The sequence below is a fragment of the Tibeticola sediminis genome, from assembly GCF_003843835.1.
Taxonomy (GTDB): domain Bacteria; phylum Pseudomonadota; class Gammaproteobacteria; order Burkholderiales; family Burkholderiaceae_C; genus Tibeticola; species Tibeticola sediminis.
Genome location: NZ_RKQL01000002.1, coordinates 1 through 14054, shown reverse-complemented (window position 1 = coordinate 14054; position 14054 = coordinate 1). Strand labels below are relative to the sequence as shown.

Here is a 14054-nt window from a genome sequence, read left to right as displayed (position 1 = left end):
TTTTAGGCCCCGAGTGTGGCAACGATTCTCACCTGCTTCTGATCCGGAACTTCCGCATACGACAAGACCCGCAGTCGTGGCGCGGCGCGGGACAACATGCGGGCCAGGAAGGTCCGCAGGGGCGCACCCGTCAAAACCACGGCGGTCATGCCCTGAGCTTCCATGGTTTGCATCAGTTCCGTTGCCTTCTGAAGCAAGCGTTGTGCCAAGCCTGGCTCCAACACCGCGTTGTGCGGATCGGCACGCAGCGTGTTGAGCAGGATCTGCTCCAGCTGCGGATCGAGCACCGCCGCAGCCAACTCCTTGTTCGGCCCCGAGAGCATTTGGACGATGAACGGACCGAGCGCCAAACGCACACGCGCCGTCAACTCGTCGGCATCCTGGGCTTGCGGGGCATGCTCCGCCAAAACTTCGGCGATCGTGCGCATGTCCCGAATCGGCACGCCTTCGGCCAAGAGGTTCTGCAGCACCTTGCGCAGCCGATCGGCGGTAAGGAGCTTGGGCACCAAATCCTCGACCAGCTTGGGCGAGCGCGTCGCCAGGTGCGCGAGCAGGGCTTCGACCTCCTCGCGTCCGAGCAATTCGGCCGCGTGCGTTTGCAGCACTTGATGCAAATGGGTCGCGATGACGGTGCTCGCGTCGACGACCGTGTAGCCCGCAGCCGTCGCCTGGTCGCGTTGCGACGGCGCAATCCACACCGCAGGCAGCCCGAACGCGGGCTCGGTGGTCGCTTGGCCCGACAGCGGCGCCGAAACCCCGCCTGGGTTGATGGCCATCAAGAGCTCGGGGAACACCTCGCCCGAGCCAACCTCGACGCCCTTGACGCTCAGACGGTAGCCACCCGGGCGCAGTTCCAGGTTGTCGCGAATGTGAACCGGCGAGACCAAAAAGCCCATTTCCTGCGCAAACTTCTTGCGCACCCCCCGAATCCGCGCCAGCAACTCACCGCCCTGGTTGCGATCGACCAGCGCAATCAGCCGATAGCCCACATCCAGCGACAGCGGATCGACCGGCTCGATCTGCTCCCAGCTCACCTCCTCGGCCTCGGCCGCTACGGGCGGCGGTGGCGCGACCGCCGCTTCGGCCGCCAAGCGCTGCTCCTGCCGCTGACGCAGCCAGACCAGCCCGCCGAGCACCGCCGCCGCCAAGAGGAAAGACAGATGCGGCATGCCCGGCACCAGAGCGACCAGCCCGAGGATCCCGGCCCCGATCGCCAAAACATGCTTGTGGCCAAAAAGCTGGCTCACCAACTGCCCGCCCACATCCTGCCCGGTCGAGACGTTGCTGATGACGATGCCGGCCGCAATCGACACCATCAAGGAGGGAATTTGCGCCACCAGTGCATCGCCGATCGACAACAAGGTATAGGTTTGCGCCGCCTCACCCACACTCAGTCCGTGCATCAGCACACCGATGACCAAGCCCCCCAGCAGGTCGATGAACAAGATCAGGATGGCGGCAATCGCATCGCCGCGCACGAACTTGCTCGCACCGTCCATGGCGCCGAAGAAGTCGGCCTCCTGGGCGATTTCGGCGCGGCGCTTGCGCGCCTCCTCTTGATCGATCAAGCCGGCATTGAGGTCGGCATCGATCGCCATCTGTTTGCCCGGCATCGCATCCAGGGTGAAGCGCGCGGACACCTCGGCAATGCGCCCAGCGCCCTTGGTGATCACGACGAAGTTGATGACCACGAGGATGGCAAAGATGATGATGCCGACCGCGTAATTGCCGCCGATCACAAACTCGCCAAAAGACTCGATGACCTGGCCAGCCGCGGCCGTGCCCCCTTGTCCGTGCAACAGAATCACCCGCGCCGCTGCCACGTTGAGCGAAAGCCGAAGCAGGGTCGTCAAAAGGATGACGGTTGGAAACGCCGCAAAGTCCAACGGCCGTTTGAGATAGAGCGTCACCAACAGAATGACGAGCGAAACGGAAATGTTGAACGTGAAAAAAACGTCCAACAGAAACGTGGGCAGCGGCACCACGAGCATGGTGAGGATCAGCATCACCAGGATCGGCGCCGCAACGAGCTTCCAGTCGATGCTGCTGCCGATCCGACGCAGTCCGTCGAGCACTCGGGCCTGGGGTTTGGGGAGGGGGGTTGCGCTAGCCATGGTCAGTGTTGCGGCATCGCGTCCGCACTGGTATCGAGGTCAGAAGGAATCGGCCACTCCTGCGGCAGTTCAACGGCGGCCGGGGCGAGCCGCAATTGGTACACATAGGCCAGCAGCAAGGCCACGGCGTTGTAGAGCGCAGCGGGAATTTCCTGCTCCAGTTCGCCGTAGCGATACAGGGCACGCGCCAGTGGCGGCGCCTCCACGATGGGTACGGAAGCCTCGCGGGCAATCTCCCGGATGCGCTGGGCCACGCGATCGCTGCCCATTGCAACGATGATCGGCGCCCGCGCCGAACCCTGGTCATACGCCAGCGCCACGGCAAAATGCGTCGGGTTGGTCACGACGACATCGGCTTTCGGCACGGCCGCCATCATGCGGCGCCGCGCCCGCTCGCGCTGCAGCGCCCGAATGCGCTGCTTGATCTGCGGATTGCCCTCGCTTTCGCGGCTTTCATCCTGTAGCTCCTGCCGACTCATCCGCAGCCGGCTGAAGTGCTGGTAGAGCTGCCACGGCACATCCACCGAAGCAATCAGCAGGGTCGCTGCCGCAAGCCACATGAACGCCCTGCCACACAGGACCGCCATGGATTTGATCGACTCCTGCGGCGCGAGCTGCAACAAAAGGGCCAGCTCTCCTTTCTCCGACCACAAAACCCAGGCAGCCACCGCGCCGACCACCAGTGCCTTGAGCGTGGCCTTCAGCAGCTCCATCGCCCCCTTACCCGAAAAAATTCGCCCGAACCCTTCGACGGGATTGAGCCGCGAAAACTGTGGCGCAAACGCCTGAACGCTGAAAATCCAGCCCCCCATCGCCAGCCCGCCGGCCAGGCTCGCCACCAAACCAATCGCCAGCATCGGCAGCAGGATGCCCACCCCGGCGACAGCCATCTGCCCCACAAAGGCCATCATCGCGCCGGTATCCCGCGCTGCCTCGGCCGGAATGGCTAGCCCCCCCAGCAGCAGATGGGCAAAGGCCCCGTAGACGCTCGACCCCCAAACCCAAAGCCCGGCGGCCGCCGCCAGCAGCAGCAAACTCGAGGAAAGGTCGCGCGAGCGCGGAACCTGGCCTTTTTCACGCGCCTGCTCGAGGCGCTTCTGTGAGGCCGGTAATTCGCGTTCCTGGGCAGAATCGTCAGCCATGTTTCATAGCGTTAGGTTCAATGCTCTGAAGCACCACCGGCCATCATGACCGCCTGCGCCAGGTCGAGCCCCCGTTCGACCAAGCCCCGAACGACCGTCTCGAGGCTCGGCATCGCGAAATAGAGGGCCAGCAAGCCCAGCACAAAGAAGATCGGAAACCCGAGGTTGAACAGATTGAGCTGCGGCGCGAGCTTCGACAAGACCGCGAGCCCCAGGTTCGCAATGATCAAAGTCCCCAAGACAGGCGCCGAGAAAGCCAGCGCCAACGCAAACAAAGTCCCGCCCTGGGCAGCGAGCATCTGCCAAGCGCCAGACCCGAGCAACGGCCCGGCCCCGACCGGAACCAGCGTGAAGCTGCGCGCGAGCACCGCCAGCATCATCAGATGCCCATTGAGCGCCGTGAACAGGAGCAGCGCGAGCACGTTCAAGAAGACCGCCAGACTGGCAACCTGGGTTCCCTGCGCTGGGTCGAGCAGGGTTGAAAACCCCAAGCCCATTTGCAGCCCCACGATGCTGCCGGCGAGTTGCACCACGCTCAACATCAGCGTGACCGCCAAACCCATCACGAGACCGATCTGCAGCTGCTGTACGACCGTCAGCCATCCGGTCGCATCGAACGCCACCGGAGGCATGGGCGGCAACGCCGGAGCCAAGGCCACGGTCAGCACGACAGCGAAAGCAACACGGACCCGAGTCGGAATTTGACGTGCAGAAAACAGGGGCGCGGCCATCAACAGCGACAGGATCCGCAGGAACGGCCAGAAAAAAGCGCCGATCCACGCGTACACCTGTGCCGTCTCGAAGCTCAACATGGCGGCCTCGACTCACCCGACCATTTGCGGAATGGCCTGGAATAGGCGGATGGTGAAGTCCATCAACACCCGCAGCATCCAAGGCCCCGCCACGATGCCGGCGAGCCCCATGGCCAGGACCTTGGGCACGAAACTCAGCGTCATCTCGTTGAGCTGCGTCGCCGCCTGAAACAGGCTCACCAAAAGCCCGACGAGGAGCGCCGCGCCCAACAAGGGCGCCGCCAGAAGAAAAGTGACCCAAACGGCCTGCTGGCCCAGGGTGGTGATCGTCTCTGCACTCATGGCGTGTGCCTTTTCAGCGAACGAAGCTTTGAACCAAGGACCCGATGACGAGGTCCCACCCGCCCACCAGGACGAACAACATCAGCTTGAGCGGGAAAGACACCGTCACGGGCGACAACATCATCATCCCCATCGACATCAGCACGGCGGCCACGACCATGTCGATGATCAGGAAGGGAATGAACACGATGAACCCGATCTGGAACGCCGTCTTCAGCTCCGACGTGACGAAAGCCGGGATCAACAGCGACAAAGGCGTATCCGCCGGCTTCTCGATCGCTGGTTGGCCCGACAGTTTTACGAACAGCGCCAGCTCTTCCTGCCGGGTCTGCGTCAACATGAAGGACTTGAGCGGCTCGGATCCGGCTTGCAGTGCCTGAGTCATCGTGATCTTGTTGTCCAGAAGCGGAGCGACGGCGTTGTCGTTGACTTGCTTCAGAACCGGCGACATGACGAAGAGGGTCAGAAACAGCGACAGGCCGACGATGACCTGGGCCGGCGGTACCGTCGTCGTTCCCAGGGCTTGCTTGAGCAGAGACAGAACGATGACGATCCGGGTGAACGCGGTCATCATCAAAATCAGCGCTGGCAGAAACGTCAGCGCCGTCATGAAGATCAGCGTCTGCAGGCTGAGCGTGTATTGGGTCCCACCGCCGGCGACGGGCTGCGCGGTCACGGCCGGTAGACCCTGCGCCATCGCCAGCCACGGCAACCCGAGCAGCAACAGCGCAACCCAGACGGACTTGTTTCGCCCCATCATGACTGAACCTCCCGCTGGCGCAGGCGCATCGCATCCCCCAAACGCTGGGCGAATGACTCCGTGGGCACGGGCGCAGACCCCGGATCGGTCGCTTCTGGCGCGGGCAGCACCCGCAGCAGCGTCGGCCCCTGCGTGCCGCCCACCCCGATCAGCAAATGCTCACCCGCCACCTCGACGACCTGGAGCCGATCCCGCGCAGACAACGCCAGGTGGCCCACCAAGCGGATCTTCGCCGCCGCCGAACCGGTGCGTTCCTGCAAACGTCGCAGCCAAACCACCATCGCAAACAGCAGGCCGCCCGTCACGGCCAAGCCGCCGACCGCCTGCAGCAGGAGTGAACCGACATTGAATTCCGCCATGCTTGATCCCATCAGACGCGTTGACTTCTTGACGCTCCGCTCGTCGCGCGACAAGAAGCCGACGCGTACACCCTTCCACGGAGAGTCCTAGCGGGGGATAAGCAATAGCCGTGCCGACGCTCATGCGCCGTAACGCAGACGAAAAAAAGCCGCACCAGCCAAGATGGTGCGGCTCATGAGAGAGAGCGCTCGCTTGCGCCGTCGAAGATCAGAGGCGCGTGATTTTCAAGGTCTTGCCGGTCGTCGACGTTCGGCGCGGAGCGGCGCCTGCGGGCACATAAGGCCTCCCCGCCGACTCGGAGCGGCGTGGGCCTCCGCGGCCCTCGGATGCAAATGGCTGGGCCGAGCTGCGGCCGGCCTTCGAGCGCGGTCCATTCCAATCCCCGCTCGGCGAGGACTGGCGAGCACCCATTCCCCCTTCGCCGCGGCCACGCCCCTCGGAGGCAAAGCGCCGGTCTTGGTCACGCTCCGGACGCCGCACCTGCCCGTCGTCCTGCGGACCGTGGCCGGGCGCAGAACGAGGCTTGAACCGCTCCCCACGGGCGGGCTCGGAACGGCCCGTGGGGCCAGACCCGAACTTGCGCTCGCGTGAGGGACGCTCACCGTAGGACGATCGGCCGGCACGAGGCTGGGCGTAGGAGGAAGGCGCACGCTGGGTCGGCTCGAGCCCGGCGACGACCTCGGCCTGGAAGGTCTGCCGACTGTACGCCTCGATGTCAAAAATCTTTCGACGATCCCGGAATTCGGCGAACGTCACCGCCAGACCGTCGCGTCCTGCGCGGCCGGTCCGACCGATCCGATGGGTGTAGTCTTCGGCCTTCATCGGAAGCCCGAAGTTGAAGACGTGCGTGATCGTCGGAACATCGATACCGCGGGCCGCTACATCGGTCGCCACGAGAATCTGAACCTGACCGTTTCGCAATGCCATCAACCGGCGGTTGCGCAGGCCTTGGCTCAGGGCGCCGTGCAGAGCGACTGCAGAAAACCCATCCTGCTGCAGGTCATTCGCCAGTGCATCGCACTCCACCTGGGTGCTCGCAAAGACGATGGCTTGATCGATCGACGCGTCGCGCAGCCAGTGCTCCAGCAGCTGACGCTTGTGCTGGGCGCTGTCGGCCCAAAACAGCTTTTGCTCGATGTTGGCATGGCGCTCTTGCGGCGTGTCGACTTGGACCCGCTGCACATGCGCGCCGTTGTCGTGCATCACCCGCATCGCGAGCTGCTGAATCCGCGGCGCGAATGTGGCGCTGAACATCATGGTTTGTTCCCGCGCACTCGTCAGACGGTTGATCTCGGCCAGATCATCGGCAAATCCGAGGTCAAGCATACGATCGGCCTCGTCCACCACCAACACGCGGACCGCATCCAGTTTGATTTGTTTCGAGCGCTCGAGATCGAGCAAACGGCCGGGCGTGGCCACAACCAGATCCGCGCCCTGCAACTTGGCAACCTGGAGCTGGTACGGCATGCCGCCGACAACATTGGCGACTCGGATTCCCTTGCAATGCTTGACCAACTCGATCGCATCGTGGGCCACCTGCTGAGCCAACTCCCGCGTCGGGCAAACCACCAAAGCGGCCGGCGTCGCTGGCTTGAAATGCCGCGGCTGAGTCGGGTCCTTGCGTTTCGGACGTTTGGGAGCCTCTTCCCCGCGCGCCGCGGCTTCAGCGACCTGGCGTGCCCAGTCTGCTTCTTCTTGCTCCCGTTGCTGCGCCTTCACCGCCAGCAAGGTATGCAACACCGGAAGCAGGAAAGCCGCCGTCTTACCGCTGCCAGTTTGGCTCGAAACCATCAGATCGATGGCGCCCGTCGCCTCGCTCGACAAAGCGCGGCTGATCGTTTGTTGCTGGACGACCGTCGGCTCGGTGTAGCCGAGGTCAGCCACGGCGCGCACCAGTTCGGCAGCCAGGCCCAAGCGCTCAAAGCCATTCGGGGGGGAAATCGTGTCGGCTTCGCTCGCAAACGTCGAACCGAGGGGCGCAGGGGCGCCCAAAATGTCATTCTGTTGAATCATGATTTTTCACAACACGCGGCAGCCGTACCCGATCGGGGACGGCATGGCCTCGTCAATGGTTAAAAAACATCAACCATCAAACGAAACCCGATCGCTGCGATCCCCCGTGAACGGGGAATACACAATGGCTCCAGAAGCCTGACCAGAACGGCAGCCCCGCATGGGAGCCCCGAGTGTGTGAAGGGAGATGCAAACAAAAAACCTGGCCCAGGAGGCCAGGTTCAAGCGAACTATAACACAAACGCGTCGGCAACTTCAGGCCGCGGCCGATGGCGCGGCTGCCTCACCCACCCGAAGGAAGTGCGTGCGGTAATGGGCGAGTTCATCAATCGACTCATGGACATCGGCCAGCGCCGTGTGCTTTTGCTGCTTCTTGAACGAGGCGCAGACCTCCGGTCGCCAGCGCTTCGCCAGTTCCTTGAGCGAACTGACATCGACGTTGCGGTAGTGGAAAAAAGCCTCCAGACGAGGCATGTACCGCGCCAAAAACCGCCGATCCTGCCCAATCGAATTCCCACACATCGGCGCGACCCCCTTGGGTACATAAGCCGCTAAAAACTCGAGCAAGATGTCTTCGGCCTGCGCTTCGGTGATGGTCGATGCCCGGACCTTGTCGATCAAGCCGCTGCGCCCATGCGTGCCCTTGTTCCAGGCATCCATTCGGTCAAGCACGGCGTCATCCTGATGAATGACCAACACAGGTCCTTCGATGCGCGGCTCGAGGTGAGGGCCCGTCACGACGACGGCGATCTCGATGAGGCGCTCAGTCTCGGGATCGAGCCCGGTCATTTCACAATCGACCCAGACCAAATTGAGGTCTGACTTCATCAAGCGCTCCGGAGCCGGCGCAGTTTCAAATTGAACGTTCATACGACGAATTGTCGCTGGAAATCAGCGGCATCGAGAGCGCTTCGGAAAACCGGTGATCCCAAAAATGGCGGCCGGCGCCTCGTGCTACCGGGATGCGCGGCGCACGAGGGACTGGTTCCGTTGCCCTAAACTCCATGCATGAATTCCAGCGCCAGTCTCTCCGCGTCCGATCTTTGGAGCCTCTTTTTTTGCGGATTGCTCGCCGCCTCGTTCATACTCCAGCAGTGGTTGGCCGCTCGACAGATCCGGCATGTCGCTGCGCATCGCTCGAGCGTCCCGCCCGCCTTCGCAGCGCAGGTGCCGCTCGATGCGCATCAGCGTGCAGCAGACTACACGATCGCCAAGACCCGCCTCGGAATGCTGGAGACCGCATGGAGCATGGCGCTCGCCCTCGGATGGACGCTGCTGGGGGGGCTCGAGCAACTCAACCTGGCCCTGTTGCGCGCCGTGGGCGCCGGCTTGCTTCAGGAGTTGCTCGTGCTGACGGCATTCGTGACCATCAACGTCATCCTGGAATTGCCGTTCGCGCTCTATAAGACCTTTGGGATCGAAAGCCGGTTTGGCTTCAACGGAACCAGCCCACGGCTCTGGTTGGCAGATGTCGCGCGAAGCGCGCTCGTCAGCGCCCTCATCGGCCTGCCCGTGGCCCTGGGCTTTCTTTGGCTGATGCGGGAAACGGGCCGTTCGTGGTGGCTGTGGACTTGGGCCGGATGGATGTCGCTCAATCTGCTTCTGTTGTGGGCCTACCCGGTGCTCATCGCCCCCCTGTTCAACCGTTTCCTTCCGCTACCCGATGGCCCACTCAAGCAGGGTCTCGAGCGACTGCTGCAGCGCTGTGGTTACCAGGCATCGGGACTCTTCGTGATGGACAGCAGCCGCCGAAGCGGCCACGGCAATGCTTACTTCACGGGCTTCGGCCGAACCAAGCGCGTCGTTCTTTACGACACGCTGTTGCAACAATTGGAGCCCGAGGAAGTCGAAGCCGTCATTGCCCATGAGCTGGGGCACAACGCCCATCACCACATCCTGCAGCGATTGGCGCTGCTCGCCGTTCTGAGTTTCGGGGGCTTTGCTTTGCTCGGCTGGCTCATCAAGCAAACCTGGTTCTACACGGGCCTGGGCGTGACCCCGAACATTGCCTGGGGCATCGACGCTCCCAGCAACGCGCTCGCATTGACGCTGTTCATCCTCGTCCTCCCGCACGTGACAACCTTGCTCGCACCTGTCCTGTCGGGATGGTCTCGCCGCCAGGAGTTCGAGGCGGATGCCTTTGCAACGAAATGCGCCCCCACGGGTGCCCTGGAACGTGCGCTGCTCAAACTGTTCCGAGACAACGCCTCGACACTGACTCCAGATCCTTTGTACGCGCGTTTTTTCTATTCCCATCCCCCCGCTTCTGAGCGGCTGATGCGCCTGCGTGCGGAATGAAACCCAACACCGGCACTCAAGGGAACGGGGCCCGCGTCATTGCGAGCTATGGACGGCATTATTTGATCGAGACCGATGAGGGCCATCGTTGGATGGCTCATCCCCGAGGTAAAAAAATGGTCGCTGTCTGTGGCGACCGAGTTCAGTGGTCGGCCAGCGGTGACGCGGCGGTCATCGAGTCGGTGCTGCCGCGGCGAAATTGCCTGCTTCGCCGCGATGCCGTCCGTACGAAGGTTTTCGCAGCGAACATCGACCAGATCTTGCTGTTGGTTGCCGCTGAGCCGGATTTCTCTGAGGAGCAGCTGGCGCGGGTGCTCATCGCCGCCGAGGCGGAGCAGATTCCCGCCGTCATTGCGGTGAACAAGCGGGACTTGGGACCAGCGCACGCCAAAGCGATGGCCCGGCTCGCGCCTTATCCCCAGATGGGCTACACCCTCCTTGGCTTTTCGCTTCAAGGGCCTGAGGCAGGCGAACTCGACAGCATCCGATCGTTATTGACGGAGAAGGCCACACTCGTTCTTGGCCCCTCGGGCGCGGGCAAGAGCTCCCTGATCAATCGGCTCGTTCCCCACGCTCAAGCCGAGACCCAGGAAATCTCGCAGGCCCTGAACTCGGGCAAGCACACCACGACGCGAACGACCTGGTACTGGCTGGACCGTGCCCGAAACAGCGCGGTGATCGATTCACCCGGCTTCCAAGAATTCGGGCTGCAGCACATCGAAGCGTTGGCGCTCGCAAGCCTCATGCCCGACCTGCGGCGCCATATCGGCCACTGCAGGTTTCACAACTGCACCCACCTCCACGAACCCGATTGTGCCGTCATCGCAGCCGTCGGCGCCCCCGGGCCAGAAGGAATTGCCCCGCAACGCTACCGGATCTACCAAACCCTGTTTGCGGAGTGCAGCAAGGCGCGCGAGTACGCCCGCGGCGGGCGTCCACCCGATTGGCAATAGGCGCGCTGTTTTCAGGGGGCATCTCGCGACCAGAGAGCGGTCACCCGAGCGAGCGGGCCGCCCGGTCTCATCCAAACAGCCGCCCGAGCGCCAAGAGCGCCAGCACCAAAAGCCAAAGGACGACCGATCGCCAGAGCAAACCCACGACCTGCGGTAAATGCCCGACCTCCGGCATGGCCCAGCCACGGGGGAACTCGCCCGCCCCCTGCGCCGGGCTTTGCTCCGGACCCTCTTCCTTTTTTGCCGCACCGAGATCCAGGTTGAGCGCGCCGGAACCCGCCGCAACGATGAGCCGGTCGCTCGAGCCCTCCCCCCAATCCTCGGAAAGCCCGCGCCAGACCTCGATGGCGTCCTCGAAACTGCCCACCATGGCGAACCAAAGCGCCGTGACCCGAGACGGCACCGCATCCAACCAAATCCAGGCCTGACCCGCCACTCGCATCAGGGAAGCACTTTCGACCACCACCTCACCACCGCGGCGTTTCAAGCCATCCCTCAAGCGATCCGACAAACGATAGAAAACCGCCCCTGCAGGACCGCCACCGAGCGCTGCGACGACGACATACCAAAAAAGCACGCCGAACATGTGTCGGTGCCCATCGATCAAGGCCTGCCGAATCAAGGCGCGTATCAGTTCGGTCGTGTCTTCCGGCGAGGGTTCACCGCGCCATTGCGCCAGCACCTGCCGCGCGCGGGCCAGGTCATCGGCCTCGAGCGCCTCGCGCACTTCGGCAAAACGATGACTGAAGCGCCGAAACCCCAGCGTTGTGTACAGCACCGCCACATGCCACAACAACGCCAGCGGCCAGCCCGCGACCGCCTGCGCCCCGAGATGAACGCTCAGCACGAACAGCGCCGGAACGGCAACCGCAGCACCCCACGCCAGCCAGCCATGGTGATGTTGGCCGGCGTCGAAATTGCATCGAGCCCATTCGAACCAGCGATCGATCCAGCGGTCCATTGGGTTCCCCTCGGAAACCGGACGAACCTGTTCCAACAACAGCGCCAGGACGATTGCAATCAGATTCATGAGGATGAATGATAGGCGGGCCGCATCCCTCACCGAGGGGCCGACAACATCCGATAGAGATTGCGCAGCATGCCCGCCGTGGCGCCCCAAATGAACCGCTCGCGCGGCGGCTGCGTACTCCGATCGAGATAGGGCATCGAAAACCACTCGCGCTGCGCACCCTGCCAAGCCACGGAGTGCCTTTGATGGTGCTGGGGATTCATCAGGAAATCGAGGGGAACTTCAAAAATGTCGCTGACTTCACTGGAGTTTGCGCGCAGTGGCGCCGATGGATCGACCAACCCCACGACAGGCGTCACCAGATAGCCGCTGCCCGTCGTATAGGTCGGCATCAAACCCAGCGCCTCGACCCGGGTGGGATCCAGACCCACCTCCTCCTGCGCCTCCCGCAGCGCTGCCATGATGGGGTCGGCGTCGCCCTCATCGATCCGTCCACCGGGAAAGGCGATCTGACCTGCATGGCTCGAAAGATGCTCCGCCCGCTCGGTCAGGAGCACATGAACGGGAGCGTCCCTGCCCCGTGACGCCAACAGCGGGATCAGGACCGCTGCCGGCTTCAAGCTGCCGGGTAGCCACTGTGGCTCGGCCCGCAATTCCGGGACCCAGGTGGGCGGTGATTGGAATCGCCGGCGCAGCCGGTCCAGGGTCAATTCAGCCGGATCAACGCGCGGAAGGTGCGCATCGACCCCGATGACCGGGACCTCCCGCGGGTTGAACGAGGGCGGCGGCCGACGAATGGCACGCGACTCCCGCATGATTAGGCCAAATAGAGACAAAAAAGCCGCTCAGGATAGGCCTGAGCGGCTTGAGTCACGTTCACAGGTGCGCAGGTCAGGCTGCGGGCGCCGCCTTCGCACGATTGGGCAGCTTTTCCTTGATGCGCGCCGACTTACCGCTGCGGTCACGCAAGTAGTAAAGCTTCGCGCGACGCACATCACCGCGGCGCTTGACTTCGATGCTGGCGATCAAGGGGCTGTAGGTCTGGAAGGTCCGCTCCACCCCTTCACCGCTCGAAATCTTGCGCACGGTAAAAGCGCTGTTGAGGCCTCGATTACGCTTGGCGATGACCACGCCTTCGTATGCCTGGACACGCTTGCGCGAGCCTTCGACCACGTTCACATTGACGATCACGGTATCACCGGGACCAAATTCGGGAATATTTTTGCCGAGGCGAGCAATTTCTTCCTGCTCGAGCGTCTGAATCAAGTTCATGTTTACACCTTCAGACGATCATGCCCGCGCTACACAAAAGGCGGATGTCGAAACCAAAAGTCGACAGGGGCCGCGGGGCCCACTTCAAACCGCGGCCGGGCAGAGGATCGAAGCCCGTGATTATAGCTCCGTTGGCGATTGACCTGGAGCTGCGCGCCGAAGCACATGCTCGTCGTCGACGCTCAGTGCACCAGACGCACGCGCTCGCTCAATCAGGTCTGGACGCGCACGTGCGGTGATGGACAGCCGCTGCTCACGCCGCCATCGCTCGATTTGGGCATGATTGCCTCCGAGGAGTTCCGGCGGGACCGAGCGTCCCCGCCAATGTTCCGGGCGGGTGTAATGCGGACAATCCAGCAGCCCGTCCAGCGCCGGATTGAAGCTATCTTGGAGGCTGCTGTTTGCGTCACCGAGAACGCCAGGCTGCAAGCGCGCAACCGCGTCGAGCAGGGCCATCGCCGGGATCTCGCCGCCGGAAAGAACGAAGTCCCCCAGGCTGAGTTGGACATCGACGTAGGCATCGATGAAACGCTGGTCAACGCCCTCGTAGCGTCCACACAAAAGAATCGCGCCCTCCCCAGCCGCCCATTGGTTGACCACCGCCTGCGTGATCGACTCGCCGATGGGCGAGAACAAAACCAGCGGCGCCGGAACGCGGTCTTGGCGCGCAGCCCGGATGGCTTCAAGCGTCAAATACAGCGGCTCGGCCATCAACACCATACCCGGCCCCCCGCCGAAGGGGCGATCATCGACCCGGCGGTAGTTCCCTTCCCCGTAGTCGCGCGGATTCCACAGATGCACGTCCACCCGCCCATCCTGGTAAGCACGGCGCGTCACCCCCGAAGTCAGAAACGGGCCGAACAGTTCCGGAAACAGGGTGATGACGTCGAAGCGCACGGGATGGAAAGTGAGGGCCCCAAGGCCTAAGTGGGCGCGGCCCCGAATCAGAGGCTGAGAGGGAATTGGGCGTGCCCGAAGGGGCACCCCAAAACGCGCCCGAGTAGGCGCAAAGCACAGCCGTAGCTCGGGCTACGGCGCGCATTTGCAACGCCCTCGGGCGTGTTTTGGGACGTCAAAG

General features: G+C 63.3%; 14 protein-coding genes. 2 read left to right on the top strand and 12 right to left on the bottom strand.

Annotated features, from left to right (window positions below; all coding sequences use genetic code 11):
• Window positions 1-2 precede the first annotated feature (2 nt).
• The 8 genes from flhA to orn all read right to left on the bottom strand — a co-directional run bounded on the left by flhA (window position 3) and on the right by orn (window position 8353).
• Complete coding sequence (gene flhA / locus EDC62_RS04975) at window positions 3-2114, bottom strand: flagellar biosynthesis protein FlhA (protein ID WP_124221196.1); 2112 nt, start codon at window positions 2112-2114, stop codon at window positions 3-5.
• Window positions 2115-2116: 2 nt separating this feature from the next.
• A complete protein-coding gene (gene flhB / locus EDC62_RS04970; RefSeq protein ID WP_124221194.1) occupies window positions 2117-3256 on the bottom strand; it encodes a flagellar biosynthesis protein FlhB in 1140 nt (379 codons plus the stop codon).
• 17 nt (window positions 3257-3273) lie between these two features.
• Window positions 3274-4068 carry a flagellar biosynthetic protein FliR gene (fliR, locus tag EDC62_RS04965; RefSeq protein ID WP_124221192.1) on the bottom strand — a complete coding sequence of 265 codons (795 nt, stop codon included), beginning with the start codon at window positions 4066-4068 and terminating at the stop codon, window positions 3274-3276.
• A gap of 12 nt (window positions 4069-4080) precedes the next feature.
• Window positions 4081-4350, bottom strand: coding sequence for a flagellar biosynthesis protein FliQ (fliQ, locus tag EDC62_RS04960; protein WP_124221190.1), 270 nt, complete (start codon window positions 4348-4350; stop codon window positions 4081-4083).
• A 13-nt stretch (window positions 4351-4363) separates the two neighbouring features.
• The gene (gene fliP, locus EDC62_RS04955) at window positions 4364-5107 is read right to left on the bottom strand and encodes a flagellar type III secretion system pore protein FliP (protein WP_170159035.1); all 744 of its coding nucleotides are present in this window, start codon (window positions 5105-5107) and stop codon (window positions 4364-4366) included.
• On the bottom strand, window positions 5107-5469 hold the full coding sequence (locus tag EDC62_RS04950) for a FliO/MopB family protein (protein WP_170159013.1): 363 nt from the start codon (window positions 5467-5469) through the stop codon (window positions 5107-5109). Before EDC62_RS04950 ends, fliP begins: the two co-directional genes overlap by 1 nt.
• Window positions 5470-5677: 208 nt before the next feature.
• Window positions 5678-7483 (bottom strand): DEAD/DEAH box helicase, encoded by a 1806-nt coding sequence (locus EDC62_RS04945; protein WP_124221186.1) that lies wholly within the window; start codon window positions 7481-7483, stop codon window positions 5678-5680.
• 255 nt (window positions 7484-7738) lie between these two features.
• Window positions 7739-8353 carry an oligoribonuclease gene (orn, locus tag EDC62_RS04940; protein ID WP_124221184.1) on the bottom strand — a complete coding sequence of 205 codons (615 nt, stop codon included), beginning with the start codon at window positions 8351-8353 and terminating at the stop codon, window positions 7739-7741.
• A gap of 138 nt (window positions 8354-8491) precedes the next feature.
• Between orn and EDC62_RS04935 the strand changes: the two genes are divergently transcribed.
• Together EDC62_RS04935 and rsgA are read left to right on the top strand one after the other, a co-directional pair.
• Window positions 8492-9781 (top strand): M48 family metallopeptidase, encoded by a 1290-nt coding sequence (locus EDC62_RS04935; RefSeq protein ID WP_124221182.1) that lies wholly within the window; start codon window positions 8492-8494, stop codon window positions 9779-9781.
• Complete coding sequence (gene rsgA / locus EDC62_RS04930) at window positions 9778-10734, top strand: ribosome small subunit-dependent GTPase A (protein ID WP_124221180.1); 957 nt, start codon at window positions 9778-9780, stop codon at window positions 10732-10734. The genes EDC62_RS04935 and rsgA overlap by 4 nt, the downstream gene beginning before the upstream one ends.
• Before the next feature lie 67 nt (window positions 10735-10801).
• Here rsgA and ampE read toward each other — a convergent pair whose 3' ends face one another.
• The 4 genes from ampE to trmD form a co-directional block, all read right to left on the bottom strand.
• Entirely contained in the window at window positions 10802-11764 is a 963-nt protein-coding gene (gene ampE, locus EDC62_RS04925; protein ID WP_124221178.1) for a regulatory signaling modulator protein AmpE, read from the bottom strand.
• Between the two features lie 29 nt (window positions 11765-11793).
• Complete coding sequence (locus EDC62_RS04920) at window positions 11794-12519, bottom strand: CoA pyrophosphatase (RefSeq protein ID WP_124221176.1); 726 nt, start codon at window positions 12517-12519, stop codon at window positions 11794-11796.
• Between the two features lie 76 nt (window positions 12520-12595).
• Complete coding sequence (rplS, locus tag EDC62_RS04915) at window positions 12596-12976, bottom strand: 50S ribosomal protein L19 (protein ID WP_124221174.1); 381 nt, start codon at window positions 12974-12976, stop codon at window positions 12596-12598.
• A gap of 120 nt (window positions 12977-13096) precedes the next feature.
• The gene (trmD, locus tag EDC62_RS04910) at window positions 13097-13873 is read right to left on the bottom strand and encodes a tRNA (guanosine(37)-N1)-methyltransferase TrmD (protein WP_124221172.1); all 777 of its coding nucleotides are present in this window, start codon (window positions 13871-13873) and stop codon (window positions 13097-13099) included.
• Window positions 13874-14054 lie beyond the last annotated feature (181 nt).

What these genes read in the sequence shown, in the direction of transcription:
- flhA (WP_124221196.1), bottom strand. Translation starts at nt 2,114, where the DNA reads ATGGCTAGCGCAACCCCCCTCCCCAAACCCCAGGCCCGAGTGCTCGAC.
- flhB (WP_124221194.1), bottom strand. Translation starts at nt 3,256, where the DNA reads ATGGCTGACGATTCTGCCCAGGAACGCGAATTACCGGCCTCACAGAAG.
- fliR (WP_124221192.1), bottom strand. Translation starts at nt 4,068, where the DNA reads ATGTTGAGCTTCGAGACGGCACAGGTGTACGCGTGGATCGGCGCTTTT.
- fliQ (WP_124221190.1), bottom strand. Translation starts at nt 4,350, where the DNA reads ATGAGTGCAGAGACGATCACCACCCTGGGCCAGCAGGCCGTTTGGGTC.
- fliP (WP_170159035.1), bottom strand. Translation starts at nt 5,107, where the DNA reads ATGGGGCGAAACAAGTCCGTCTGGGTTGCGCTGTTGCTGCTCGGGTTG.
- EDC62_RS04950 (WP_170159013.1), bottom strand. Translation starts at nt 5,469, where the DNA reads ATGGCGGAATTCAATGTCGGTTCACTCCTGCTGCAGGCGGTCGGCGGC.
- EDC62_RS04945 (WP_124221186.1), bottom strand. Translation starts at nt 7,483, where the DNA reads ATGATTCAACAGAATGACATTTTGGGCGCCCCTGCGCCCCTCGGTTCG.
- orn (WP_124221184.1), bottom strand. Translation starts at nt 8,353, where the DNA reads ATGAACGTTCAATTTGAAACTGCGCCGGCTCCGGAGCGCTTGATGAAG.
- EDC62_RS04935 (WP_124221182.1), top strand. Translation starts at nt 8,492, where the DNA reads ATGAATTCCAGCGCCAGTCTCTCCGCGTCCGATCTTTGGAGCCTCTTT.
- rsgA (WP_124221180.1), top strand. Translation starts at nt 9,778, where the DNA reads ATGAAACCCAACACCGGCACTCAAGGGAACGGGGCCCGCGTCATTGCG.
- ampE (WP_124221178.1), bottom strand. Translation starts at nt 11,764, where the DNA reads ATGAATCTGATTGCAATCGTCCTGGCGCTGTTGTTGGAACAGGTTCGT.
- EDC62_RS04920 (WP_124221176.1), bottom strand. Translation starts at nt 12,519, where the DNA reads ATGCGGGAGTCGCGTGCCATTCGTCGGCCGCCGCCCTCGTTCAACCCG.
- rplS (WP_124221174.1), bottom strand. Translation starts at nt 12,976, where the DNA reads ATGAACTTGATTCAGACGCTCGAGCAGGAAGAAATTGCTCGCCTCGGC.